Annotated in this window: 20 protein-coding genes and 3 pseudogenes; 12 read left to right on the top strand and 11 right to left on the bottom strand. The window is 68.7% G+C overall.

The annotated features are described in order from the left end of the window. Window positions 1-4: 4 nt before the first annotated feature. A complete protein-coding gene (locus AS97_RS00550; RefSeq protein ID WP_059147147.1) occupies window positions 5-1,495 on the bottom strand; it encodes a long-chain fatty acid--CoA ligase in 1,491 nt (496 codons plus the stop codon). A 159-nt stretch (window positions 1,496-1,654) separates the two neighbouring features. Here AS97_RS00550 and AS97_RS00555 point away from each other — a divergent pair, with 159 nt between their 5' ends. The 7 genes from AS97_RS00555 (at window position 1,655) to AS97_RS00585 (ending at window position 10,129) form a co-directional block, all read left to right on the top strand. Continuing rightward, a complete protein-coding gene (locus AS97_RS00555; protein ID WP_059147146.1) occupies window positions 1,655-2,677 on the top strand; it encodes an AraC family transcriptional regulator in 1,023 nt (340 codons plus the stop codon). Window positions 2,678-3,014: 337 nt separating this feature from the next. Beyond that, window positions 3,015-4,073, top strand: coding sequence for a 3-keto-5-aminohexanoate cleavage protein (locus tag AS97_RS00560; RefSeq protein WP_059147145.1), 1,059 nt, complete (start codon window positions 3,015-3,017; stop codon window positions 4,071-4,073). 105 nt (window positions 4,074-4,178) lie between these two features. Next, on the top strand, window positions 4,179-5,150 hold the full coding sequence (locus AS97_RS00565) for a quinone oxidoreductase (RefSeq protein ID WP_059147144.1): 972 nt from the start codon (window positions 4,179-4,181) through the stop codon (window positions 5,148-5,150). 40 nt (window positions 5,151-5,190) lie between these two features. Next, the gene (locus AS97_RS00570) at window positions 5,191-6,111 is read left to right on the top strand and encodes a TauD/TfdA family dioxygenase (protein WP_210564136.1); all 921 of its coding nucleotides are present in this window, start codon (window positions 5,191-5,193) and stop codon (window positions 6,109-6,111) included. Window positions 6,112-6,141: 30 nt separating this feature from the next. Next, window positions 6,142-7,473, top strand: coding sequence for an MFS transporter (locus tag AS97_RS00575; protein ID WP_086707184.1), 1,332 nt, complete (start codon window positions 6,142-6,144; stop codon window positions 7,471-7,473). Further along, on the top strand, window positions 7,470-8,141 hold the full coding sequence (locus AS97_RS00580; protein ID WP_210564137.1) for an alpha/beta hydrolase: 672 nt from the start codon (window positions 7,470-7,472) through the stop codon (window positions 8,139-8,141). Before AS97_RS00575 ends, AS97_RS00580 begins: the two co-directional genes overlap by 4 nt. After that, the gene (locus tag AS97_RS00585; RefSeq protein ID WP_086707190.1) at window positions 8,138-10,129 is read left to right on the top strand and encodes an acetoacetate--CoA ligase; all 1,992 of its coding nucleotides are present in this window, start codon (window positions 8,138-8,140) and stop codon (window positions 10,127-10,129) included. The genes AS97_RS00580 and AS97_RS00585 overlap by 4 nt, the downstream gene beginning before the upstream one ends. A gap of 84 nt (window positions 10,130-10,213) precedes the next feature. Here AS97_RS00585 and AS97_RS00590 read toward each other — a convergent pair whose 3' ends face one another. Beyond that, a complete protein-coding gene (locus AS97_RS00590; protein ID WP_107119326.1) occupies window positions 10,214-11,287 on the bottom strand; it encodes a YeiH family protein in 1,074 nt (357 codons plus the stop codon). Window positions 11,288-11,395: 108 nt separating this feature from the next. Here AS97_RS00590 and AS97_RS00595 point away from each other — a divergent pair, with 108 nt between their 5' ends. Further along, window positions 11,396-12,304 (top strand): LysR family transcriptional regulator, encoded by a 909-nt coding sequence (locus tag AS97_RS00595; RefSeq protein ID WP_059147141.1) that lies wholly within the window; start codon window positions 11,396-11,398, stop codon window positions 12,302-12,304. A gap of 140 nt (window positions 12,305-12,444) precedes the next feature. On the opposite strand, the pseudogene AS97_RS48840 reads toward AS97_RS00595, so the two are convergent. Continuing rightward, a pseudogene (locus AS97_RS48840) lies at window positions 12,445-13,899 on the bottom strand (NF041680 family putative transposase). Between the two features lie 122 nt (window positions 13,900-14,021). Between AS97_RS48840 and AS97_RS00605 the strand changes: the two are divergent. Further along, window positions 14,022-14,729 (top strand): GNAT family N-acetyltransferase, encoded by a 708-nt coding sequence (locus tag AS97_RS00605; RefSeq protein WP_059147140.1) that lies wholly within the window; start codon window positions 14,022-14,024, stop codon window positions 14,727-14,729. Window positions 14,730-14,745: 16 nt separating this feature from the next. On the opposite strand, the gene AS97_RS00610 is transcribed toward AS97_RS00605, so the two are convergent. The 3 genes from AS97_RS00610 to AS97_RS00620 all read right to left on the bottom strand — a co-directional run bounded on the left by AS97_RS00610 (window position 14,746) and on the right by AS97_RS00620 (window position 17,303). After that, complete coding sequence (locus AS97_RS00610; protein WP_210564138.1) at window positions 14,746-14,976, bottom strand: hypothetical protein; 231 nt, start codon at window positions 14,974-14,976, stop codon at window positions 14,746-14,748. 48 nt (window positions 14,977-15,024) lie between these two features. Then, on the bottom strand, window positions 15,025-16,356 hold the full coding sequence (locus AS97_RS00615; RefSeq protein WP_210564139.1) for a competence protein CoiA family protein: 1,332 nt from the start codon (window positions 16,354-16,356) through the stop codon (window positions 15,025-15,027). 389 nt (window positions 16,357-16,745) lie between these two features. Further along, on the bottom strand, window positions 16,746-17,303 hold the full coding sequence (locus AS97_RS00620) for a CGNR zinc finger domain-containing protein (RefSeq protein ID WP_210564140.1): 558 nt from the start codon (window positions 17,301-17,303) through the stop codon (window positions 16,746-16,748). 99 nt (window positions 17,304-17,402) lie between these two features. Between AS97_RS00620 and AS97_RS00625 the strand changes: the two genes are divergently transcribed. Continuing rightward, window positions 17,403-18,320, top strand: coding sequence for an EamA family transporter (locus AS97_RS00625; protein WP_210564141.1), 918 nt, complete (start codon window positions 17,403-17,405; stop codon window positions 18,318-18,320). A gap of 372 nt (window positions 18,321-18,692) precedes the next feature. Here AS97_RS00625 and AS97_RS00630 read toward each other — a convergent pair whose 3' ends face one another. The 5 genes and pseudogenes from AS97_RS00630 to AS97_RS00645 form a co-directional block, all read right to left on the bottom strand. Next, window positions 18,693-19,139, bottom strand: a complete 447-nt coding sequence (locus tag AS97_RS00630; protein WP_247204175.1) for a hypothetical protein — start codon at window positions 19,137-19,139, stop codon at window positions 18,693-18,695. A gap of 16 nt (window positions 19,140-19,155) precedes the next feature. Further along, a pseudogene (locus AS97_RS46620) lies at window positions 19,156-19,242 on the bottom strand (DNA-binding response regulator); the annotation flags it as partial. Continuing rightward, window positions 19,230-20,000: a hypothetical protein gene (locus tag AS97_RS46625; protein WP_247204176.1), complete on the bottom strand. Its 771-nt coding sequence runs from the start codon at window positions 19,998-20,000 to the stop codon at window positions 19,230-19,232. The pseudogene AS97_RS46620 and the gene AS97_RS46625, both read right to left, overlap by 13 nt. Window positions 20,001-20,189: 189 nt before the next feature. Continuing rightward, a pseudogene (locus tag AS97_RS00640) lies at window positions 20,190-22,425 on the bottom strand (MMPL family transporter). Between the two features lie 173 nt (window positions 22,426-22,598). Beyond that, entirely contained in the window at window positions 22,599-23,465 is an 867-nt protein-coding gene (locus AS97_RS00645; protein ID WP_247204177.1) for an SDR family NAD(P)-dependent oxidoreductase, read from the bottom strand. A gap of 57 nt (window positions 23,466-23,522) precedes the next feature. Here AS97_RS00645 and AS97_RS00650 point away from each other — a divergent pair, with 57 nt between their 5' ends. Together AS97_RS00650 and AS97_RS00655 are read left to right on the top strand one after the other, a co-directional pair. Then, window positions 23,523-23,987 (top strand): MarR family winged helix-turn-helix transcriptional regulator, encoded by a 465-nt coding sequence (locus tag AS97_RS00650; protein ID WP_247204178.1) that lies wholly within the window; start codon window positions 23,523-23,525, stop codon window positions 23,985-23,987. A 73-nt stretch (window positions 23,988-24,060) separates the two neighbouring features. Further along, window positions 24,061-24,387 carry a hypothetical protein gene (locus tag AS97_RS00655; protein ID WP_247204179.1) on the top strand — a complete coding sequence of 109 codons (327 nt, stop codon included), beginning with the start codon at window positions 24,061-24,063 and terminating at the stop codon, window positions 24,385-24,387. Window positions 24,388-24,399: the final 12 nt, after the last annotated feature.

The following is a 24,399-nucleotide window of genomic DNA, read 5'->3' on the forward strand; positions in this document are numbered from 1 at the left end:
TTGCCTATTGCCTGATGACGATCTCCCGTTTGAGGATCTTGCCGGTCGCTCCCTTGGGGAGCCCGTCGGTGACCGTGACGATCCGCGGGTACTTGTAGGCGGCAACCCGCTGTTTGACGTAGTCGCGTATCTGACCGGCTGTGGTGTGTGCACCGTCCCGGAGCGCTACCACGGCGGCCACCTCCTCCCCGTGGATCTCGTGCGGCACGCCGACGACGGCGGCCTCGGCGATGGCGGGGTGTTCGTAGAGCACCTCCTCGATCTCGCGCGGATAGACGTTGTATCCACCGCGGATGATGAGGTCCTTCTTCCGGTCGACGATGAAGTAGTAGCCATCCTCGTCAACACGGGCGAGATCGCCACTGTGGAACCACCCGTCCCGAATGGCCTCCGCGGTCGCGTCCGGACGGTTCCAGTACCCGCTCATCACGTTTTCGCCGCGGATCGCGATCTCACCGACTTCGCCCGGCCCGACCGTGGCGCCATCGTCCGCCACGAGCATGAACTCGACCCCGCGGATGGGGAGGCCGATCGAACCGGCCTTGCGTGGCCGGTCCGGAGGGTTGAACGAGGCGACCGGCGATGTCTCCGAGAGGCCATAGCCCTCTAGCACGGTGGCGCCGAATTCCCGTTCGAAGCCGTGCAGCACTTCGACCGGCAACGCGGCTCCCCCGGAAACGGCCAAGCGCATCCGCGAGAGGTCGTAGCCCTCCGGGATCGCTGTGTGCAGCAGGGCCGTGTACATCGTGGGGACGCCCAGGAAGACGGTGACCCCGTCCCGGTCCATGATCTCCAGCGCCTTGGCCGGCTCGAACCGCGGCAGCAGGGTCAGTGTGGCGCCGGCGGCGACGGCGGTGTTGAGGGCGCAGGTCTGTCCGAAGGCGTGGAACATGGGCAGGCCGCCGAACAGGACGTCGTCCGGCCCGATATGGAGCACCGTCTCGACCGTGGTGGCCGTGTTGGTCATCAGGTTGCGGTGGGTCAGTTCGGCGCCCTTCGGGGTTCCTGTCGTGCCCGAGGTGTACAGGATCACGGCAGTGTCGTCCTCGGCCCGGTCGACGATCCCGGGTATCGGTGCGGTGGCCCGCACGAGATCGTCGAATGCCGCGGGGTCGCTGACCAGACACTCGGCGCCGACCTCTGCCGCGGCCGTCCTGACCTCGTCCGCGGACAGTGGGGACGTCACCACGATGCGGGCCCCGGAATCCCGCAGGAGGAACGCGATTTCGCGGGCCTTCAGCAGCGGGTTCATCGGCACCACCACGCCGCCCGCGCGGAGGATGCCGTAGTACCCGACGGGGAAATGGGTGACGTTGGGCATGACCAGCGCGACGCGGTCGCCCGGTCGGATGCCCCTGGTGTGCAACAGCGTGGCGAACCGGGCGCTGGCGTCGTCCAGTTGGGCGTAGGTGACGTCGATCTCGCCCTGGCGGAGGGCGACTCGTCGACCGTCGGCCCGAGCGGATTCCGCCAGGAGTACGGCGAGGTTGTTCATACGGTTCCCCTCCCCGCCGCCACTGCCGGGGCGCGCGGTGATGTGAACGCCGGGTGGCGAGCTCTCACGGTGGTGCAACGTTAGGTCGAGCTGCGCCGCCCTGCTTGACCTGGCGTGACCGATGACTTACCAATTGGGGACAACCCCTGGAGTACGCCCATGAAGCCCCTGGTCCGCAACGCGGCGCTGAACAGCTACGTCGAGCTCAGCCGGTCGCTCGGCATCGACCCGCGGGAGCTGATGAAGCGGGTGGGTCTGGACCCCGTCGGCCTCGCGGTCCAGGACCGATGGATCTCCGGAGTGGCCGTGACCCAGCTGTTCGAGCTCTCGGCGGTGGCCTCGCGCCGCGAGGACTTCGGCCTGCTCCTGGCCGAGCGTCGCCGCCTCTCCAACCTCGGCCCCATCAGCCTGGTCATACGCGAGGAGCCGGATGTCCGGAGCGCGCTCGAGCTTCTCGTCCGCCACGAGTACATGTACAACGAGATGCTCCACAGTCGGCTCTCCGAGACGAATGGCCTGGCCACTCTCAAAGTGGCCCTGGAGCCGGGTGAGGCCATGCCCGCCCGCCAGGCCATGGAGCTGGCCGTGGGCGTGTTCCACCAGGTCCTCCGCGGTTTCCTCGGTGCTCGGTGGCAGCCGGTGTCCGTGTGTTTCACCCACGGCGCACCGGCGGACACCGGAACACATCGGCGCGCCTTCGGCCCCGTGGTGGAATTCGACCGGGAATTCAACGGGATCGTCTTCTACGCAAGTGATCTCAGCGTTCCCAACCCCATGTCGGATCCGCTGCTCCACGCCTACGCGCGGCAGTATTTCGACTCCATCGCGGTCTCGAGGGACACGACCGTACCGGACCGGGTGCGCGAGCTGATCGAAGTTCTGCTGCCGACCGGGCGCTGTTCGATCGAGCAGGTCGCCACCAGCCTCGGCGTCGACCGAAGGACCGTCCACCGGCATCTGTCGGCCTCGGGCGAGTCGTTCTCCTCCCTCCTGAACGCGACGCGCGCTCAGCTCGCGGAGCAGCTTGTGGCGAACCAGCGCCGCTCGTTGACCGAGATCTCCGGGCTGCTGGGGTTCGCCGCACCGAGTGCCTTCTCACGGTGGTTCGGCCAGCGGTTCGGTTGCAGCCCCAGGGAGTGGCGTAACCGGCGGACGAGGCAGCGGCACTCGGGCGAGGAGTGACCACCAGGCGACGGCGATCCGTCGCCTCGGCTCGGGCCGGTCCCCAAGTGATAAGTCGGATGTCACCGACGGTAAAGCGGGTGGCGTAACCGGCCCTTAACGTTGCCGTACCGCAAGGGACACCGCCTTGCCTCACCAGGGCGAGCGGAACCCCCGCCCGGCGCCCGCGGCAGCATGCTCCCCGCCGGGACCCCGCCGATCGTATCCGGGTCCCTGGCGAGCCCGGGAATCCCGTCCGCAATCCCGCTTCGATCCTCGCCGTCCTCCTCAGCTCTCGCATCGCGGGCAGTGACGTATGGCGCGGCGGGTGAAGACCATCCGACAAAGGAGATGGACCGTGCACTTTTTCGATGACTCCCTGTACCCGGAAAACCAGGAGAAGCTGGTCATCCAGGCCGCACCCTACGGGCCGGAGTGGCTGCCCGGCGATGCCGACGACCTCCCGCTCACGATGGACGAGCACGTCCAGGCGGCGGTCGACTGCTACAACGCCGGCGCCACGGTCCTGCACATCCACGTGCGCGAGCTGGACGGCCACGGCTCCAAGCGCATGTCCATGTTCAACGAGCTGATGGCCCGGCTGCGCGAGGCCGTGCCGGACATGGTCCTGCAGATCGGCGGGTCGATCTCGTTCGCCCCCGAGGACGAGGGTGGCGACGCCAAGTGGCTCAGCTACGACACCCGCCACATGCTGGCCGACATCACCCCCCATCCGGACCAGGTCACGATCGCAATCAACACCAACCAGATGAACATCGTCGAACTCTTCGACAACGAGGACATCGAGGGCACCTCGATCTCCAAGCCCGCGTACTACAAGGCCTACCGGGACATGGTGGTCGAAGCCGGGCCGGACTTCTACCTCGAGCACCTCGAGCGACTCCGCGCCAACAACATCCAGCCGCACTTCCAGCTCGCCAACATGGCACAGCTGGAGACCGTGGAGCGGCTGATCCGCAAGGGCGACTACAACGGCCCGCTGGTGCTCAACTACGTCGCCATCGGCGGCGGGTTCGCCGGCCGGCACCCGGCCGACCTGATCGAGTTCATCCGCCGCGTCCCGGACGGCGCCGTGCTCACCATCGAGGCATCCATGCGGGCGGTGGCGCCGATGACCGCGGTCGGCATCGCACTTGGCACGCATGTGCGGGTGGGCAACGAGGACAACCTGTGGCGGCGCAAGGGCGAGCGGATGTCGTCCGTGGCGCAGGTCGAGCAGATGGTCCAGATCGCGAACGCGATCGGCCGGGAGGTCGCCACCGGACAGGAGGCGAAGAAGATCTACAAGCTCGGCGAGTGGTACTCGAACACCGACGAGACCCTGGCCCAGCTCGGCATGGTGCCCAACCGCCGTCCCGGCCGGCGCGGCTCCATGCTGCGCGACATCAAAAACTGACCCAACCCGTTAGCGGCGGTCGCGGAACCCGCACGGCATCCGCCCCGGCCGATTCCGCCCTCGGCCCGTGACCGCCACCCCGTACATGAGTAAACGGAGCAACTTGTGGCACATGCCATTCGCTTCCACGAGGCCGGTGGCCCAGACGTCCTGAAGTGGGAAGAGGTCACCGTCGGCGACCCAGGCCCGGACGAGGTACGGATCCGGCATGTCGCCGTCGGACTCAACTTCGCCGACACCTACTTCCGTACCGGCCTGTACCCGGCTCCGCTGCCCGCGGGGCTCGGTGTGGAGGCTTCCGGTGTGATCGAGGCAGTGGGCGAGAACGTCACGCATGTCGCCGAGGGTGACCGCGTGACCTACACCGGCAGCCCGCTGGGTGCGTACAGCACGGAGCGGGTCATGCCCGCGGACTCGCTGATCAAGCTGCCGGATGGGATCGACTGCGAGACCGCCGCGGCGATGACCATGCGCGGCCTCACCTCGTCCTACCTGCTGCGCCGGATCCATCCCCTGAAGGCCGGTGACACCGTACTGCTCCACGCGGCGGCCGGCGGCGTCGGCCTGATCTTCTCCCAGTGGGCCAAGCTGCTCGGCATCACCGTGATCGGCACCGTCTCCAGCGAGGAGAAGGCCGAGATCGCCCGCGCCCACGGTTGCGACCACATCATCTACTACCGCCGCGAGAACGTGGCCGAGCGGGTGCGTGAGCTGACCGACGGCAAGGGTGTCCCGGTCGTCTTCGACAGCATCGGCAAGGACACCGTCGCCGGATCCATGGCCTCGCTGCAGCGCCGCGGCCTGCTGGTGTGCTTCGGCACGGCCTCCGGTGTCCCGCCGCTCGACGCCATGAAACTGGCCATTCACGGCTCGCTGTTCGTGACCCGGCCCGCCCTGGCCGACTACATCGCCGAACCGGCCGAACGGGCCGCCCTGGCGGGTGAGCTGTTCGGACATGTCGCGGCCGGCCGCATCAAGATCGAGATCAACCAGCGTTACACCCTCCAGGACGCGGTGCACGCACACCGCGAGATGGAGGCGGGACGAACGACGGGATCTTCCATCTTCGTCCTCTGAGCACACCGTGCCCCCCTCAGTCACCCCAGGAGTGAGCACCATGCCCCAGACCATCCCCACGGCGAAAGACGACGCGCCGGCCCTGGTGCGCCCGAGCGTCCTCCGCACCTCCCTCACCATTGAGCCGCTGACCTGCACCATCGGCGCCGAACTCTTCGGTGTCAACCTCGGCGACGCCGCACGCGACGACGACCTGTTCGCCGAGATCAAGAATCTGCTGCTGCAGTACAAGGTCCTGTTCGTGCGCGACCAGGACATCACCCGCGCCGAGCACGTCGCCTTCGCCTCGCGCTTCGGCCCGCTGGAGGACCACCCGGTGCTCGGCAGCGACCCGGACAACCCTGGGCTGGTCCGCATCTACAAGGACCTGGACAGCAAGCCCGAGCACTACGAGAACGCGCTCCACTGCGACGCGACCTGGCGGGAGGCCCCGCCCATGGGAGCCGTGCTGCGCTGCGTCGAGGGGCCCGAGGTGGGCGGCGACACGATCTGGGTCAACATGGCCGAGGCATATCGCGGGCTGCCCGAGCAGATCAAGACGCAGATCGCCGACCTGCGCGCACGACACAGCATCGAAGCGACCTTCGGCGCCTGCATGCCGATGGAGCGACGCCACCAGCTGAAGGCCCAGTATCCCGACCCGGAGCACCCGGTGGTGCGTACCCACCCCGAGACCGGCGAGAAGATTCTCTTCGTCAACGCCTTCACCACGCACCTCGTGAACTACCACACGCCCGAGAACGTGCGCTTCGGCCAGGACTACGCGCCCGGGGCGAGCCATCTCCTGAACTACCTGATCAGCCAGGCGGCCGTCCCCGAGTACCAGGTGCGCTGGCGCTGGCAGAACAACAGCTTCGCCATCTGGGACAACCGCTCCACACAGCACTACGCAGTCCAGGACTACTGGCCCGCCGTCCGCAAGATGGAGCGCGCCGGAATCGTCGGTGACCCAACCTTCTGAGCCCCGGCCGACGACGGAAAGGTGACGCGCATGGGACTACAAACGACCGCGACGACGGTGCCGGAGACGTCTCCCGTCACACCGGCCGTATCCCGCGGCTATGCCTGGCTGGTGTTCGCCCTGAGTTTCGGGCTTCTGCTGTCCGACTACATGTCGCGGCAGGTCCTCAACGCCGTCTTTCCTCAGCTGAAGGCCGAATGGCTGCTCTCCGACTCCCAGTTGGGATCGCTCAGCGGCATCGTGGCCCTGATGGTGGGTGTGCTCACCTTCCCGTTGTCGCTCCTGGCGGACCGGTGGGGCAGGGTCAAGAGCCTGGTGATCGCCGCAGTGGTGTGGAGTCTGGCGACTTTGGGCTGCGCCGTTTCCGCCAGCTACGGGCAGATGTTCATGGGCCGGTTCGCCGTGGGCGTCGGAGAGGCGGCCTACGGAAGTGTCGGTATCGCGGTGGTCCTCAGCGTCTTCCCCATCCGTCTGCGGGCCACGCTCTCCGGCGCGTTCATAGCGGGAGGGTCGTTCGGATCCGTGCTGGGCGTGTCGGTCGGCGGCGTCATAGGCCAGGCGTACGGCTGGCGCTGGGCGTTCGGTGTCATGGGGGCCATCGGGCTGGTGCTGGCCGCGGTCTACGGTCTCGTGGTCACCGAGAAGAAGCTCGGGTCGGCCGCGAGGAAGCAGAGCGGCCGGTCCGGTGAACGTGCTCCCCTCGGGCCCCAGCTGCGGCGGCTGTTCTCCTCGGTCTCCGTCATCTGCGCCTACATCGGCAGCGGAGCCCAGATGTTCATCGCGGGGGCCCTACTGGCCTGGATGCCCAGCTTCCTCAACCGCTACTACGACATGGCTACCGCGAAGGCCGGACTGGCTGCCGGGGGCTTTGCGGTGCTCAGCGGCACGGGAATGATCCTCTGCGGGGTCGCCGCGGACCGCCTCAGCAAGAGGGCCGGGATCCGGAAGTGGACCGTTGCGATCACCTGCAGCCTCGGGTCGCTCGTTCTGCTGATGACCGCATTCCAGCTGCCGACCGGGCCGCCGCAGCTCATACTGATCGCTGTCGGGACCCTGGTGGCCGGCGGCACTGCCGGCCCGGCGGCTGCCATGGTGGCGAGGCTGACCCCGGCCACCATCGCGGCGACGGCCATGGCCACACTCACCTTGGCCAACAGTCTGCTTGGGCTTGCCCCGGGGCCCGCGGTGACAGGCATGCTCGCGGACCGCTGGGGTCTGCTAGGCGCGCTGCGGGTGGTCCCGCTGGTCGCGCTCGCAGGCAGCGTGGCCTTCGCCATCGGCAGGTTCTCCTACGAAAAAGATCTGCGCCGCATGGGGCTGCTCCCCGACCCGGCGTTCCCGACCCCCGAGTATTCGTCATGAGCATCACCCCATCGCCGACGGTCGTCATCGTCCCCGGTCTGCGTGATCATGTGCCGGACCACTGGCAGACCATCCTCGCCGACAAGCTCGGCGACGCCCGCACCGTTCCGCCGCTGGAATCCGGCAGACTGAGCCGTGACACTCAGGTCGCCGCCCTGGAGGGGGCGCTGTCGGACATCGGTGGCCCGGTCGTTCTGATCGCCCACAGCGCCGGCGTGCTGACCACCGTGCACTGGGCGCAGCGGCACCATCGTCCGATCCTGGGCGCGCTGCTGGCGGCGCCGCCGGACTTCGACACGCCACTGCCGGAGGGCTACCCCACCCTGGAAGCCCTGCGTGAGAACGGCTGGACGCAGACCCCGCGGACACCCTTGCCGTTCCCCAGCATCGTCGCAGCGAGCACGAACGATCCCCTGGCCACTTTCGAGAGCGTCACCGACCTCGCACGGGCATGGGGCAGCCGCTTGGTGGACGTCGGACCGGTCGGACACCTCAACCCTGCCGCCGGCTACGGCGAATGGCCGCGGGCCGAGGAGTTCGTCCGCGAGCTCGGCCGAGTCCCGCCCGACAAGACCGTATGGCGTATGACGGCGCCGCCCTCCGGCTCCCTCCTGCCCCCGCGCGGGAGGGAGCCGTCCGTACGACCCCGCCCATGGAGGCACTCATGAGCACCGACACCGAACTGCTGTGGTCCCCGAGCCGCTCGACGGCGGAAAGCTCTAACGTCGCCGGTTTTATGCGTTGGCTGAGCGAGTCACGAGGACTGTCCTTCTCCGACTACACGGGGCTGTGGCGATGGAGCACCACCGACCTGCCCGCGTTCTGGTCGGCGGTGTGGGAGTTCTACGGCCTCGACGCAGTCAGCGGCTACGACGCGGTGCTGGCCGACCCGTCGATGCCCGGGGCGTGCTGGTTCCCGGGCGCCCGGCTGAACTTCGCCGAGCAATGCTTCGGCCGTGCCACGGACGCACGCCCGGCGCTGATCAGCGTCTCTGAAGACGGCGTTCCGGCAAAGACGTCGTGGGCGCGGCTCAGGCGCGACGTCGCGGCCGTCGCCGCATCTCTGCGAGAGATGGGCGTGAGGCCCGGTGACTGCGTTGCCGGCTACCTGCCGAACACGTCACACGCCGTCGTCGCGTTGCTGGCCAGTGCCGCTGTGGGCGCGGTGTGGACGGTGTGCTCGCCGGACTTCGGTACGCCCAGTGTGCTCGCGCGGCTGCGGCAGGCGCAGCCGACGGTTCTGGTGGCCGCCGACGGCTACCGCTATGGGGGCAAGGAGTTCGACCGACGTTCGGCGATCGCCGAAATCGTGGAGGGGCTGCCCACGGTCCGGCATCTGATCGCGGTCGACCACATCTACCCGTCCTCCACCGCAGTGCCATGGCCGCACGGACCTGATGTGGTGCCGCACACCTGGTCCGCGCTGCTCGGGAACCCGGCGGAACTCGACTTCGCGGACGTCCCCTTCGACCACCCACTGTGGGTCCTGTGGTCATCGGGCACCACCGGTGTGCCGAAGGGCATCGTGCAGGGCCACGGTGGCATTGTGGTCGAGCTGCTCAAGGCGCTCGGCCTCGGCGTTGACCTGCGGAGCGACGATCGCTACCTCTTCCACACGTCCACCAGCTGGATGGTGTGGAACTTGATGGTCGCGGGCCTGCTGCACGGGGCCACCATCGTCCTGTACGACGGCAGCCCCACCTATCCCGACGTCAATGGAGTCTGGCGGGTCGCCGAGAGGACAGGCGCGACGATGGTCGGAGTGGGGGCGGCTTACCTGGTCGCGGCGGAGAAAGCGGACGCACACCCGGCAGCGGACATGGACCTGAGCGCTCTGCGCTCCATCCTGCAGACGGGCTCGTCGCTTCCCGCACGCGCTTGGCACTGGGTTTACGACCGTCTCGCTCCGGACGCTTGGCTGCAGTCGATCTGTGGCGGGACCGATATCTGTTCGGTCCTCGCCGGAGGCTCTCCGCTGCTGCCGGTGCGGGTCGGCCGGATCCAGTGTCCCGCACTCGGTGTCGCTCTGGACGCATGGGATTCCTCCGGACAGCCGTTGGCCGGGGAGCAGGGGGAACTGGTGGTGACCGCGCCGCTTCCCTCGATGCCTTTGCGTTTCGTCGGCGACCCCGAGAACCGGCGCTATCTGGCGAGTTACTTCGACACCTATCCCGGAGTCTGGCGTCATGGTGACTGGGTCACGGTCGACCCGGACTTGTCGGTCGTGGTGGCGGGACGTTCGGACTCAACCCTCAACCGCACGGGCGTGCGGATGGGGTCGGCCGACATTTACGCGGTTGTCGAGCGGCTCCCGCAGATCGCGGACAGTCTCGTCGTCGGTGCCGAACTGCCGGACGGCCGGTACTTCATGCCCCTTTTCGTCGTCCTCGCCGAAGGGGAGAGCCTCGATGACGTACTCCGGAACGCCATCACGACGTCGATCAGAGCCCAGCTCTCGCCGCGTCACGTTCCGGACACCGTCGTTGAGATAGCCGCCGTGCCGCGTACCTTGACCGGGAAGAAGCTGGAGGTCCCGGTCAAACGCATCATTCAGGGTGCCCGCGCCGCCGATGTGAGCGCCGAGGGTGCCATCACCCACCCCGAGATGCTCGCTTGGTTCGCGGACTTCACGACCAGGCTCCCCGCCGGAGGCTGACGTCGCGGCCGAGACCAGTATCGCCTCGGCGGATACGCGGAGTTCGGCCGCTACGACACGGCCGAACTCCCGCAGGACTCCCGCTCACAGGGAACCGGTCAGGAATTGGAGAACGAGGCTGGTGACCGAGACCACCACCCATAGACAGGCACCGAGGATGAGCGGTCGGGGGCCGGTGCGCCGCAGCGCGGCGAGGTCGGTGGACAGTCCTGTCGCGGTGAGCGCGACGGTGATGAGGAAGACCGACAGCTCGCTGAGTCCGTGGTGGGCGGCGGCCGGGATGAACTCCAGGCTGTTCGCCGTGGTCATCAGCAGGAAGCCGATCAGGAACCCGGGTACCAGCTTGAGCACCTGAAGCCGGGGACGGGCCGTGGTCTCCGCCGCGTCACGGTTGCGGCGTCGCACCAGCCAGGCCAGTCCCAGGCAGATGGGGATGATCATGAGGCTGCGGGTGAGTTTGACGACGACCGCGTAGTCCGCCGCGGTCCGGCCGTAGCTGGTGGCGGCGGCGACCACTGAGGACGTGTCGTTGACCGCCGTCCCCGCGAAGAGGCCGAAGCTGTGCTGGCTCATCCCCAGGAGGTGGCCGAGCAGCGGGAAGGTGAGCACGGCGGCCACGTTGAACAGGAAGATGGTGGAGACCGCGTAGGCCACCTCGACTCCGGCGGCACCGATGACGGGGGCGGTCGCCGCGATCGCCGACGCCCCGCAGATGCCCGTGCCCACGCCGATCAGCGTGCGCAGGTCCCCGACGATGCCGAACCACCGGCCGATGCCGTATGCGGCGGCCAGACAGACCACCAACGAGCCGATCATCACTGGAAGCGAGCCGGCGCCCACATGGACGATCTGGGTCAGCGACAGTTGGGAGCCCAGGAGGACGACCGAAGCCTGCAGGATCCGCTTGCTCGCGAAACCGATGCCGGGGCGCAGCCGTGCTCCTGGTCTCTTCAGGACGGCCAGCAGCACGCCGAGGACGATCCCGGTCACCGGGCCGCCGACGAGCGGGAACGCCTTCCCCACCGCCGTGCCCGCCGCCGCGAGGGCCAGGACAAGGGCCAGACCGGGTACGAGAGAGGCCACGGCGGGCCGGGACGACCCCCGCGCCGGTTCGGCCTCCGGCCGTGCGGGGACCGGACAGTCCAGATCTTCGCTCATGGCCTCGACTCTGCTGCGCTCCGGACCACGGTTGTAGCCCCGAGATCGTGAGGAGGTCATAGCCAAGAGGAATGACCGCCGACCGGGTCCGGCCCATACCCTGGAGCTATGAGCCAATTGCCGGATCCGGAATCACTGCGGCTGCTCGTCCTGGTCGGAGACGTGGGGAGCCTGAGCGGTGCGGCGGCGCGGCTCGGTCTTACGCAGCCGTCGGCGAGCAAGCGGCTGTCCATGCTGGAGCGCAGGCTGGGCCTGGTGCTGGTGGACCGGACGCGGCGGGGATCGCAGCTCACCGACGCGGGCCGGGCCGTGGCGGGCTGGGCGCAGCGGGTCCTGCAGGAGATGGAGGGGCTGCTGACCGGCACGGAGGCGCTGCGTACGAAGCGGGACGCCGAGCTGAGGGTGGCGGCCAGCATGACGGTGGCCGAGTGTCTGGTACCGGGCTGGATCGGCGAGCTGCGCCGCACTCGGCCGGAGTTGTACGTCGGTCTCCAGGTGACCAACAGCGAACAGGTTCCGGATCTGCTCCGCAGCGGAGCGGTGGACCTGGGGTTCGTCGAGTCGCCGCGGGCCCCGGCGGGGCTGTCCGCCCGGCAGGTCGCCCGCGACCGGCTGCTCGTGGTGGTCGCCCCGGGGCACCCCTGGACGCGCCGCCGTCGCCCGCTGGGCGTCGCCGAGCTCGTGGCCGCGCCGCTGGTGCTGCGCGAACGCGGATCGGGCACCCGCGAGACCCTGGACCAGGCGCTGCGCAAGGCCGGTGTGGGCGAACCGCTGCCTCTCCTGGAGCTGGGGTCGGCGACCGCCGTGCGCAATGCCGTGATCGCCGGAACCGGCCCGGCAGTGATCAGCGAGCTCGCGGTAGCGGCCGACCTCGCCGATGGCCGCCTTGTGTCGGTGGAGGTCGAGGGCATCGATCTACGCCGTGACTTGCGAGCCGTCTGGACTTCGGGACGCGTCCCCGTCGGCCCCGCGGCGGAACTTCTGGCTGTGACGAGACGCCGCGGAAAGAAGGCATGAACGTTGCGAAACCGACACGACATCGGCACCGGCCCCGCATGCCCCAACGGCCGCGAACGGGATGCTGAACACTTCGGGGCCGCATCGCGAAGAAGACCGTTACCGATGAGTAAGCGTGAGTGGATCAGTAACCTTGTCTTTTAACTGATCCGCCGTGGCTTGGTGCCGACCTTGTGGTGGGTGGGTCGTTGGTAGGGCTGGCCGGTGGCGAGACCTCTGCCCACGTCATGGCGGGTTGCTCGGTGCCGGTTCCGGGTGCCTGGTGGTCGGCCGGGGCCTGGTCGTGAGGGTTTCGGTGCTCCCGCTGGGAATGCGGCTGTCGGACGGATGTTCCTGAACCCCCGCCGGACTCGGGCTGGGGTGAGCCGGTCCGGCGGGGCCGGCTTCTCCCAGGGGTGTCGTAAGTCCTGGACCAGCGGGCGGGCGAGTCGGAGCTGTGTGTGGGCGGCGATGACGAGCCAGGTCCACCGGTCAGCAGCCTCGGGGCTGCGGAGCCTGGGGGCAGTCCAGCCCAGTGTCTGCTTCATCATCCGGAAGGTGCTCGACGTCGAACCGTCGTAGGAACGCCTGCCAACAACGGTCGACGTCGGCCGCGGTCGCACCGGTCTTGGACCACCACAGCCAGACCGGCTTCGGCTTGGTGCCGGACGGCAGGTGGGACACTTCCAGCTGGATCACGGTGCCCTCGATAATGGGCAGCTCAGCGGAGTGCTCGATCCACGCGGCCCGGCGAGTCAGCCGGGGGTGGAGCCGGTCCCATGCCTGCGCGGTCGCCTTCCCATAGAGGCGGGTGTCCGTGACTGTCACCACGTGCTCGGCACCCCAGGTGCTGGGCTGGCCGAAGACGAACTCGCCGCCGTGCTTGGGCGGCCGGCCCCCCTTGGGGTCATAGACCCGCGGCGGCGTCGGCCGACGCATCACCCTGTCCGACCGCGTCCGGCCCAGGATCTCAACGGGCAGGTCGGCCAGCAGGTGGGTCAGCCGCGGGGCGTCGTAACCGGCGTCGACCACCACCAGCACGTCTGGGTCGCCGTCCGTCCATTGGCCGGAGGCCACCAGCCGCTCGATGACCTCCCGGATCTGCGCGGTGGTCACCGCCGCGACGTCGGCGCCGGGCGAACGGCGTCCAAGATCGCTGTCCACGACGTTCTCCCGGTCTCCAGTGCGGCAACTACCGAGTACGGCCAGCCCGGAATCATCAGGTGCTTGTTCTCGCCGTACCCGTATGTGTGGCAAAAGCACCGGTCGGGGGCGGTGTCAGCGTCCGGACGCAGCCACGGTGAGATGTCCACCGCCAGGACCAGATGCCCGTCAGATGCCCTCGGCAACGGCACCGAGACCAGCGCCCGGCGCAGTCGGCCCACATCCACCCGGCCCTGATTCAGGCCTGCATAGAGAGCACCGTGCCCACGGCGGTGTTCTGAGGCCAGAGCCAGCCCTACCAGGGACCTCACCGGCCCGTCGGCACACAGGATCGCGTCGGTCAGCTCGAACAGCGCATCCCCGCGGGCGGGTAAGCAACCGTAGAAGTCGGTCCGGAACCGGGACAACATCATCAGGGACTCGATGCGGGCAGAGTTGTTCAGCAGACTCACTCTCACGACCTTGGTTGATCACCAGCGTCTCGACGGCGCACATGATCACACCAGGGCCGCATTACTGTCTCCTTGGAGGAAACTGTTCTGCCCGGGCCCTCCAGCGAAGCTAGCCTCTTGCCATGAGTTGGGACGAAGGACACCTGCTGGCCCTGGAGGTCGACGCGAACTACGGCCTCGCACCGGACCCGGACACCCCGCAAGCAGCCCTCAGAGATCCTTCCGTGCTCGCGGTGTGGGCATGGTCCCCTCACGCACGTCTCCTGGCGCTCTCGCCCGGTCTCGCGGTCCCCAGCTCCATCGACGGCATGGAGCAGGAGTACAGCCCCAGCCGTCTACCCGACGCACTTCACTGTCTGGTCGCATCCCTTGACGACCGGACGGTGTCCGTCGAGGGCGGCCCATGTTTCGTCTTCCCGGACCGTCTCGCCGTCCCAGACCCAGCCCCGCTGCCGATCATCGTCTCCACCGCCGACGGCCAGCGCACCGCCCAACACCTGATCCGGCCGGACAACTGGCAGCCCGACGAGTGGAACGAACTGATCAACGGGCGCATGGGCGAGTGGGCCATGGCCGTCCACGAACGGAAGCCGGTGTCGATCTGCTTCACACCCGCGTCGAACGCCACCGCCGCAGAGGCAGGCATCTGGACCCGCCCCGACTTCCGCGGCAAGCGCCTCGCACCGACCGTCGTAGCCGCCTGGTCCCAGCGTGAGCACCGCAACAAGGCCGTGCTCTTCTACAGCACCACCGCAGACAACCATGCCTCCCAATCCGTCGCCCGCGCGCTCGGCCTCACCCCACTGGGCTGGATCTGGACCGCACGTTAAAAGACAAGCTAACGCTTCATTGATCGACATGGATGGACCGGGCGCGTCGGGCGTAGGCGTCAGCCTCATAGAGGAGAGACGCGTACGCGTCCCGCTTGTGCTCCTGCCGTGCAGCGTCCTCAGGCCCCAGATGGGCGCCCCTGCCTCCAGCGCGGGCCCCGGCATAGGCCAGAGGCACCGCTATCAGCGCGATGGCGGCCGCTGCCGCCTCGGGGCTGACGAGAGCATTGATGACTTCAGATGCCATGGCCAGCATCCTGCCTGGCCGCTGCGATAGGCGTAGACCGGAGACCTTCTACCTGCGGTCCAGACCCATCATCCGGTTCACCGCCTGCTTGGTGGTGAGGCTGCCCGCATCCCGCTGCTGCGGTACGACCGGGACCGCCGTGGTCAGGTCGACCTCGATGACCTCAATGCGTTGGCCGGGGCGGGCCTGCGTGGCGATGCGCTGACGTTCGCGTTCCGTGGTGGCGAACAGGATCAGTGGTGCAAGGCGGTCGCGGAGTGCGGAGACGCGGCTGGCGACGGGACAGATAACGGCGTACAGGGCGCCGTTGACGTAGACGGGGACGCCCATGGCGAAGTCAGGGGTGCCGTGCTTGGCGACCTGCGGATAGGTTCCGGCCTCGTGGTAGACGAACTCGACCACCGGCTTGGTCAGCGCCTGCTGGCGCTGGAGCAGGGCGTTGATCGCCGCCTGGTGGTCCTGCTCCGCCGTGCGCTGGGCCTCCCGGCGCCGCCGCTCGGGCTGGACCTTCCGGGCGATGACCTGCTGGCGCCTGGCTTCAGCCTGGACCTGTTCTTCCTCCAGGTCGAAGTAGGCACGGGTGATCCATCGCCACTTGCCGTCATCACCCCAGCCCTTTGCGCGCAGCCGGTGCGGGCGGGTGGTGTTCGCACAGATTGCGGCGACGAACCGCTCCAGGGGAAAGGGTTTCGCCATCGGCCACTTGCCGTGGCCGCCGCACGGCAGCGGCCCGTCGACGCCCGCGCCGCAGTCCTCGCATTCACACAGGCCACAGTTCCCGCGGTCTTCGCACCACTCGGGGACGAACCGAGCGGGACCGGCGGTGACCTGAACGGGGCCGCCGTCGTCAGGCCGGGCGATCTGGACCGAGGGCACGTTGTCCAGCCAGGGCACGGTCTTGCGGTCGGTGAACCAGCACACCTCGACGCCGTCCGACTGGTACCGGTCGGTGCGCGCTTCGATGTCGGTGACCGGGATGGTCGCCATCTGCGCCTCCAGCGCGACGCAGCGGCTGCCGTCCGGAGAGGTGGCCATCACGTCCGCGCGCCAGGAGCCGTCCGGGGCAGCGACTTCGTACTCGGCACTCCAGCCGGCCGCCCGGGCGTGGTGGGCGAGGTCGAGCTTGAGCAGGTGGTGGGCCATGCCCTCGCCGACAGCCTTGGCCTGACAGTGGGGCGCGTTGTTGGCGTGCCGCAGGAACCACAGGTCGTACGCGTTGTGAGTCTTGTGGACCAAGTGGAGCTGCCAGCCGCATTCGTAGCAGGTCAGCGGCGCGGCGGGCTTGGTCTTGTAGATGCTCTCCCTGTCCTGCCCGCAGCCGAGGTCGGCCTGGGTGACGTCGATGCGTCCCCACTCTCCATGGACCCCGACGAACACCATCGCTATCTCCTTCGTTCCGCAGCGAGCAACCTGTCCGCCACGGACGGTAGGGGCCCGGTCTGACAAGACGTCCCCCGAAAGTGGTGGGGTTACGTGCCGGCCCGTACGCCCTTCCCAGCCGGGCCCGAGTTGGACGCACGAGCTGCTTGGCGGCCGCTGACAGCGATGGGCGTGCTCGCTGCCGTCGTCACCATCGTGGTCACCGTCGACACCCCGTGAAACAGACGCCCGGGGGTGGGAGACAACAGGGTCGTACACCATGCGGGCCCACCGCTCCGGATCGTCGTCCCGGCGGAACGGCCGGTAGACGCCGCGAGGGGTGTGTTGTCGGTGGCTGAGGCCAGCGGTGCCGTTTGCCGTGGGAAGTGAAGTGGCGGCGTCCCGGACGGTCACGTTCTCCGGGTCTTCCGTGCAGTTGACGGCCGGGCGTCACCGTGGATCCGCTCGCGGTGACGCGCCACGGCGTCGTTGTTGGCGCAGCGCACGGAGCAGTAGGCGCGTCGGCCGTTGCGGGAGGTGTCGACGAATGCCAGACCGCAGGCGTGGCGCGCGCAGCGCCCCAGCCGTTCGGCGCCGGCGGAGCACACGACGTAGGCGAGTCCGGCTGCGGTGACGGCTCGGATGTGCGCGGCTGCGTCGGCGTCAGTGGTGCTGTAGTGCAGGTGGGGCTGGCCGTCGTGCAGGGAGATCCGGGGGCTGCTGGAGGCGTCGGCGAGAAGTGTATTGACGGCCTGGCACCGCTCTTCGAGGTCCTGCCGCCCGAAGCACGCGGCCAAGCGTCGGCTCCATGTCCAGATCGTCTCGGTCTGCGCGGCGGTGAGTGTGCGGTGCACCACGCCGTGTGTGGCGAGTAGTGGTTCCAGGTGCTCGGGGGGTGGTGGCGCGGTCAGGTTGACCAGGTCCGCAGCCAGCCGGGCGGCCTCCCCACCGTAATGGTTGAAATGCATAGAGTAATTACACCATCGTGTGGCGTCCGAGCTGTAGCGGCGCGCGGCGGCAGGCCGGGGGCCAGCACGGCGGTGACCACGGAGAGGACGCGCAGGAGCATGACGGTGAAGATTTCCCGCGCACCGTGGCAGGGCGCCGCGACGGCTCCGGCGTTGATGCTGGCTCAGATCGTGAGCCTGCAAGCGGGTTCGGCCGTGGCGAAGGATGCCTATGGGACAGTTGGCCCCACGGCGCTGGCCGGTATGCGGCTGTTTTTCTCGGCCGCGATCCTGTGGGTACTGGTCCGGCCGCGACTGCGGGAGGTCACGGTTGTGCAGTGGCGGGCGGCGATCTCGCTTGGTCTGGTCTTCGCGGCCATGAACCTGGCGTACTTCCAGACCATCAGCCGCCTGCCGATCGGGGTGGCCGCGACCTTGGAACTGCTCGGGCCGCTCACCTTGTCGATCGTTCTATCCCGTCGGCTCGAGCACCTCGCGGTGGCGGTGCTTGCGCTTGTGGGTGTACTCATGCTGGCCACCCCGGGAGCCTCGCTCTCCGCCGTCGGACTGCTGCTGGGGGGCGCCGCCGCGCTGTGCCGGGCCGGCTATGTGGTCATAAGCCGGCGGGTCGGGCACCTGTTCCCCGACTGGACGGGCCTGACCCTGGGGCTGGCCAGCGGCGCCTGCGTGCTGACTCCGGTCACCGCCGTCACGGAGGGTGGCGCGGTGGCAGCCCACCCTGCCGTCCTCGGCACCGGGCTCATGGTGGCCCTCCTGTCCTCCCTGATCCCGTACTCGCTGGATATGACGGTACTGCGGCGCATCGATGTGCGCGCCTTCGGAGTGCTGCTCGCACTGAGCCCCGCCGTGGCGGCGGCGGTCGGTTTCGGTTTGCTGCACGAGCAGCTCACAGCACGTCAACTGTGCGCCATGGCACTGGTAGTCCTGGCCGGCGCGTGGTCTGTGCGCCGCGCCGCTCGGCGTGCCGGACCTGCGGATCACCCCGGCGCTCGTCCGAGTGAGCCCCGCCCGATGTAATGGTTGAAGTGTCTTAGACGGTGACGCCATGTTGGTGGCATGACTCCCGCATGCGCGGTCACGTCCTCGGACGACCGCTGCCCCGTTTGCCACGAGCCGACTCCGGCGGAAACGCAGTTGTGGACGCTAAGGTCCCACCACCGCACGTCTGAAGGTGAGGTCGAATACTGCGTCGGTGGCTGCGGCTGTCTCGTCATCCTGGTCAACGGCGAGATGATCAAGAGCCTCCCCGCCGACCGTCGGTAGTCCATAACTGGGACTCCACCAGTAGGGCAGAGCATACGGGTCAGCCTGCCGTAGTGCCCTGAGCGACGGCCCTGGCTTGGGCGAGGGCGAGGCGGTAGGAGTCGGTGCCGGGCTGAGGGCCGTTGGTTACCCGTTTCCCGGGGGCGCGGGGAAGGCGGTGGGGAAGAAGCCGGGCCTGCCCTCTTCTGATCCGGTGAAGCGGTAGGAGGTGGCGCAGGAGAGCACGTCGGTCGGCGGGTCGCCGTTTTCAATGATGATGGCCTGGCCGGGGAAGGCAGCCATGTGGCGGTAGAAGTGGTCGACGACATGTCCGGTGATGTCGACGTCCTCGCCCACGGGCTCCCGGTAGGTGACGACCGGTGAGTCGAGCACGATGAACCCCAGATGAGGCAGGTCGTGTTCGATGCAGTACCGGGCAAGTGCGGTGGTGAAGGCGGAGTGCAGGACCGACCGTACGCCTTTGCCCCGTCCCGCACGGGGGCGGCTCCCCGCGCGGATGTCGGCCGCGTACTGGTCGTACTCGGCGAAGTCGACGGCCGGTACCTTCCACTCCTCCAGGGTCTGCCGGAGCACGGTGTCAAAGGCGTTCCCGCGAGCGGCCGCCGGACTCGACGATGCGCCGGGTGGCCTCGATGCCGTTGACACCGGGCATCCGGACGTCCATCAGGACGACGTCCCGAGCGGGATCTGGCCAGAGCGGCGGCTCCGTCGGCGAGGCCGATGATGACGACGAGGGTGTGGCCGAGGATGTCGTGCATCTCGTGGGAGATGTGGGTGCGTTCCCAGGCTGCGGCCAGGCGGGTCTGCTGGTCTCTTGGTCTCCAGAGCCACGATGTAGGCCTTCGCCAGAGGTCCGGTGAGGGCCAGTCCGGCGCAGGCGGTCACGGCGAGCATGGCCAGCAGCGTGACGATTTCCGGGCGCTTGGCGTGTTGCAGCTGGCCGCTTCCCCAGAACGCCACGATCCAGAGAACGAGCTGGGCAGCGGTGACCGTGCAGGCGAGGACCAGCTGGCGGTGGCTACCGTAGCGGCCGACGTTGTAGAGCGCGACGATCCGGGCCGCGTCGGCGCCGTTGAGGACGTTCAGCGGCAGCGCGAGGACGGAGACGGCCGTGGTGATCGCGAACACCAGGCCGGGACGGTGTTCCCGCCACAGCAGAGGGACGGTGTAGGCGAGGGTGAGGACGATCTCGCTGGGCAGGTGCGTGCGGTTGGCCGGGTTGAGCAGGGAGGGCAGTCCGAGGACGGCGCAGAAGACGGGCACGGCCCACAGCCGCAGCCGGGGGTGGTCGCGGTCGAGCATCCGCCAGGCGGCCACCCCGCTGATGATCGACACGGTGACGCGGTGGTCGGGGTCGTTGGTCAGTGACTGCGGAAGCCGGGAAGCATGGGGCGAGGTGCCGCGTACAGGTTCTCGGGGGGTCGGCTCGCTCATGGCAGGTGGGGGCCTTTCCGCTGTCCGGGCAGGCCGCCCGCCGCTCCTCGGCGAGCATGAACCGGCAGGCGGGGGCAAAGGGGCCCGGACAGCCGATGTGCGGTGCACGGTGTGCTGTCCGGGCCCCGGGGACCGCCTGCCGCCCCTCGGGGGGCCGGCAGGCGGGGTCGGGGTGTGCCGGGGCTGTGCCTACCCGAGGGGCGCGGGCGCCGTCGGCTCCTGGTCGTTCTGGGCGGGGATACGGGTCTGGCGTTCGCGTTCGGCCAGTACCCGGCGGAGCTTCTCACCTTCCACGTCGACGTTGGGCAGGAGGCGGTCGAGCCAGCGGGGAAGTGCCCAGGCCCGTGCGCCAAGCAGGGTCATCACCGCGGGGACGAGGGTCATGCGGATGACGAAGGCGTCGAAGAGGACCGCGGTGGCAAGGCCCATGCCGATGGATTTCACCAGGGCGATGTCGTCGAGGAGGAAACCGGCGAACACCGAGATCAAGATGATGGCGGCGGCGGTGACCACGCGGGCGCCGTGGCGGAACCCGGTGACGATCGCTTCGGTGGGGCCGGCGCCGTGGACGTACGCCTCGCGCATCCCGGAGACAAGGAACACCTCGTAGTCCATGGCCAGGCCGAAGACCACGCCGATCAGCAGGATGGGCAGCAGGCTGACGATGGGGGCGGTCTCGTCGACACCGAAGACGTCCTTGAGCCAGCCCCACTGGAACACGGCGACCAGCACGCCGAGGGTGGCGACGACGCTGAGCAGGAAGCCGGCCGCGGCCTTGATCGGGATCAGGACCGAGCGGAACACGAGGAGCAGCAGGACCAGCGCGAGGCCGACGACGATGGCAAGGTAGGGCACCATGGCCCCGCCGAGCTTGGCGGAGACATCGATGTTGAGCGCGGTCGTGCCGGTCACCATCACCTGCGTGCCGCTGTCCTTCTCCACCGCGTCGCTGCCCTCGCGGATGTCGCCGACCAGGTCGACGGTCTCCTGGCTGGTGGGCGGGCTGCTCGGCACCGCAGTGATCAGGGCGACGTCACCGGCCTCGTTGAAGACCGGGGGCCGTACGGTGGCGACGTCGTCGAGGCCCTCCAGCATGGCGGAGGTGTCCGCGGCCGCAATCTTCGCGTCGTCGCTGTCCCGAGCGTCGACGACGATGGTCAGCGGGCCGCTGAAGCCCGGCCCGAAGCCCTTGCTGAGCGTGTCGTAGGCCACGCGCTGGGTGCTGCCGGGAGCGGCCATGCTGTCGTCGGGCAGGGTCAGCCGCAGCGACAGTGCCGGGATGGCCAGCACGCCCAGGCCGATAACCGACGCCAGCAGCATCTTCCAGGGGTGGCGGGTGACGAAGCGACCCCAGCGAACGCCCATCGTGACGCGCCGGCCGTGCTTGCTCGGCACGTACCCGGCGTGTGGTGAGGCGGCCGTGAGCCACGCGGGTACCGATGAAGCCCAGCGTGGCCGGCAGGAGAGTGAGCGCGACCAGCACGGCGACGGTGATGGCGAAGGCCGCGGCCAGGCCCATGGTGGTGAGCATCGCGATGCCGATGACGCTCAGACCGGCGAGCGCGATGACGACGGTCAGACCAGCGAAGACCACCGCCGAGCCCGCGGTCCCTAGGGCACGCCCGGCAGCTTCCTCGGGCGTGTGCCCCTCACGCAGCTCTGTGCGGTAGCGGGAGACGATGAATAGGGCGTAGTCGATGGCCACCGCCAGACCCAGCATGAGCGCCAGGGTCTGCGCGTTGGAGGCCATGTCCACGAACGACGAGGCGACGGTGATGGCGCACAGGGCGATGCCGACGCCGACTATCGCGGACACCAGAGGCAATCCGGCCGCGACCAGTGAACCGAAGGTGCTGACCAGGACGAAGGCGGCGACCAGCAGGCCGATCAGTTCGGCCGCGTTGCTCTGCTCCTCCTCCAGCACCGCGTTGCCGCCGAGGCTGATCTTCAGACTTGCCTTCTCGCCCTTGTCCGCCACCTGGTGCAGGGCGTCCGACGCGGCGGGAGTGATGTCGGCCTGCGGGACGGCGTAGATCACCTGAGCGTAAGCGATGCTGCCCGAGGAGCTGACCAGGCCGGCGGTGAAAGGGTCGGTGACGTTCGCCACCTGCGGTGCCTTGCGCAGGTCGGCGACCAGCGACTCCACCTCCTGCTTGTGTGCGGCGGACGTCAGCTTCTGCCCATCCGGAGCCTCGATGACCACCCGGGCCGTGGCGCCGCCGGCCGAAGCCTGCGGGAACTCCTTCTCCAGCAGGTCGATGGCCTGCTGGGACTGGGTTCCGGGAAGCGTGAAGTCGTCCGTCGTACTGCCCGACACGCTGCTGACACCGATGACCGCGGCGACGAGCACCGCAATCCACGCCAGCAGCACCAGCCGACGCCGCCGGAAGGCGAGCCGGCCGAGCCGGTAGAGAAAGGTGGCCACGAAAATTACTCCCACCAGGAGGGAAAACGGATGTGTGAGGGCGAGCCCGACAGGCTCCGCCCATGAACGTAGAAGTCGCCTGCGGCCGAAAAGAGCTACTGGAGGACGAATCCGCGCCCGGGGCGGTACCCCGGTACCGGGCGGTGTCCTCCTTGAGGCGGACGTCCCGGGTCTCAGCCGGCCGGGTGGGCGGTGAGAAGCGCCGCGGTCGCGTCCCACAGCTCCCGCTGCACGCGGAGGTCCCGGCCGGGTTCGGGGCACTGCAGGGGGCGGGCGTCGCGGGCGGAGAAGTAGCCGCCGGTGGTGCCCGCGAACGCCGGGTCGGTGGCGAGCCGCACGATGATGCCGGCGCCCTTGCGGGGATCACCGATCCTCAGGATATTCAGCACCCGCTGCAGGACTGCGGAGCCGGGCAGGTCCCGGCCCAGGCCGGTGGCGTTGAAGCCGGGGTCGCAGCAGTTCACGGTCACCTTGTCCGCATCCAGGCGGCGGGCCAGCTCCTGCGTCCACATGATGGTCATCAGCTTCGTGCGCCCGTACAGGGACATCGACTCCCGCCGGGTGTAGGGATCGGTGCGCCGCAGATCCTCGGCCGGGGCGATCGTTTTCGCCTGCTGGGCCGCTTCGGAGGCGACGTTGACGATCCGGGCCGGCGCCGAGGCGCCGAGCTTCGACGTGAGCGCCTCGGTCAGGACGAACGGGCCGAGGTAATTCACCGCCGTCATCTCCGCGAGGCCCTCGGTGGTGACGCGTTGCGCGAAGGCGTGCAGGCCGGCGTTGTTAACCAGGACGTCCATGTGCGGGTAGCACGCGGCGATCTCCTCGCCTACGCGGCGGGCGTCGGAGAGCAGGCCGAGGTCGGCGTGGAAGACGTCGACGGGCTCGTCGGTCACCGCCTTCAGGTCGGTGACGAGGGCTTGCGCCTTGCTGCGGGAGCGGGCCACGGCGCCGATGCGGTAGCCCCGGCGGGCCAGCTCGAAGGCGGCGATGCGGCCCAGTCCGGAGGTGGCTCCGGTGATCACGGCGACGGGACGATTCATCCCACAACCCCTTTCGTGAGGTACCTCATGATTATGTTGTGCGAGGATACCCGAACCATGGAGCAGCACGAATCAACAACGGCGGGCAGCGCCCCGGAGCAGGTGGGACTGTCCTTCCTGACCCTCGCGTACAGCCTGCGCGAACAGGTCGACCAGCACATGCTGACGACCGCCGGCCTGTCCCTGTCCCGCACCAAGGTCCTTCAGGCACTGGCCGACTGCGGCGCGCTCCACCAAGCGCAGCTGGCCGCCTCCCTCGGCCAAGCACCGCGCTCCGTCACCCAGATCGTGGAGGGCCTGGAGCGCCTCGGCATGGTCGCCCGAACCGGCGACCCCGAGGACCGCCGCCGCAAGACCGTCTCCATCACCGACATCGGCCGCACGGCACTAAGGGCCGCGGAAGAAGCGGGCACGCACGTACTTCGCCAGCGCTTCGGCCGTCTCGAACCACAACAGCTGGCCACATTCGACACACTGCTCGCGCACCTGGACATCGCCCTCACTGGCGGCAAGACCGGCTGACAGGCACGAAAGAGGCCCGCCCCAGTGGGTCAACCCATAGACCTGTAGGAAAACTGGGCCTTGTGCTGTGCTGATGGCTGTTTCCGGTGCGCAGAAGGAACCGTACACCGAGTCACTGGTGTGCGCGCGATTCGTCCTGCTGGACGTATGCCCCGGAAACTCCGAGTCGTGGTTCCTCGCCCGCCGCTTCGAGCACCTTCTCGCCCGCGGCGTACGGGGGGTCGTCTCGTTCGCTGATCCTGTCCCGCGCCGGACCGCCTCAGGGGTCCTGGTGATGCCCGGGCACGTCGGAACGATCTACGCCGCGTCGAACGCCGTGTACGCCGGCCGTGCTACCGCGCGGACGGTGAAGCTCCTGCCGGACGGCACCGTCTTCCATAGTGGAGTACGCGCGGGTTGAAGCTTCCCCCAG

Source organism: Streptomyces sp. AgN23 (assembly GCF_001598115.1).
GTDB classification, from domain to species: domain Bacteria; phylum Actinomycetota; class Actinomycetes; order Streptomycetales; family Streptomycetaceae; genus Streptomyces; species Streptomyces antimycoticus.

Excerpts from the sequence above, each read along its gene's own strand:
- AS97_RS00595 (WP_059147141.1), top strand. The coding sequence starts at position 11,396 with ATGAGCCAATTGCCGGATCCGGAATCACTGCGGCTGCTCGTCCTGGTC.
- AS97_RS00570 (WP_210564136.1), top strand. The coding sequence starts at position 5,191 with ATGCCCCAGACCATCCCCACGGCGAAAGACGACGCGCCGGCCCTGGTG.
- AS97_RS00650 (WP_247204178.1), top strand. The coding sequence starts at position 23,523 with ATGGAGCAGCACGAATCAACAACGGCGGGCAGCGCCCCGGAGCAGGTG.
- AS97_RS00610 (WP_210564138.1), bottom strand. The coding sequence starts at position 14,976 with ATGGCATCTGAAGTCATCAATGCTCTCGTCAGCCCCGAGGCGGCAGCG.
- AS97_RS00585 (WP_086707190.1), top strand. The coding sequence starts at position 8,138 with ATGAGCACCGACACCGAACTGCTGTGGTCCCCGAGCCGCTCGACGGCG.
- AS97_RS00580 (WP_210564137.1), top strand. The coding sequence starts at position 7,470 with ATGAGCATCACCCCATCGCCGACGGTCGTCATCGTCCCCGGTCTGCGT.
- AS97_RS00620 (WP_210564140.1), bottom strand. The coding sequence starts at position 17,303 with ATGCATTTCAACCATTACGGTGGGGAGGCCGCCCGGCTGGCTGCGGAC.
- AS97_RS00625 (WP_210564141.1), top strand. The coding sequence starts at position 17,403 with ATGACGGTGAAGATTTCCCGCGCACCGTGGCAGGGCGCCGCGACGGCT.
- AS97_RS00575 (WP_086707184.1), top strand. The coding sequence starts at position 6,142 with ATGGGACTACAAACGACCGCGACGACGGTGCCGGAGACGTCTCCCGTC.
- AS97_RS00655 (WP_247204179.1), top strand. The coding sequence starts at position 24,061 with ATGGCTGTTTCCGGTGCGCAGAAGGAACCGTACACCGAGTCACTGGTG.
- AS97_RS00555 (WP_059147146.1), top strand. The coding sequence starts at position 1,655 with ATGAAGCCCCTGGTCCGCAACGCGGCGCTGAACAGCTACGTCGAGCTC.
- AS97_RS00590 (WP_107119326.1), bottom strand. The coding sequence starts at position 11,287 with ATGAGCGAAGATCTGGACTGTCCGGTCCCCGCACGGCCGGAGGCCGAA.
- AS97_RS00605 (WP_059147140.1), top strand. The coding sequence starts at position 14,022 with ATGAGTTGGGACGAAGGACACCTGCTGGCCCTGGAGGTCGACGCGAAC.
- AS97_RS00550 (WP_059147147.1), bottom strand. The coding sequence starts at position 1,495 with ATGAACAACCTCGCCGTACTCCTGGCGGAATCCGCTCGGGCCGACGGT.
- AS97_RS00645 (WP_247204177.1), bottom strand. The coding sequence starts at position 23,465 with ATGAATCGTCCCGTCGCCGTGATCACCGGAGCCACCTCCGGACTGGGC.
- AS97_RS00615 (WP_210564139.1), bottom strand. The coding sequence starts at position 16,356 with ATGGTGTTCGTCGGGGTCCATGGAGAGTGGGGACGCATCGACGTCACC.
- AS97_RS46625 (WP_247204176.1), bottom strand. The coding sequence starts at position 20,000 with ATGAGCGAGCCGACCCCCCGAGAACCTGTACGCGGCACCTCGCCCCAT.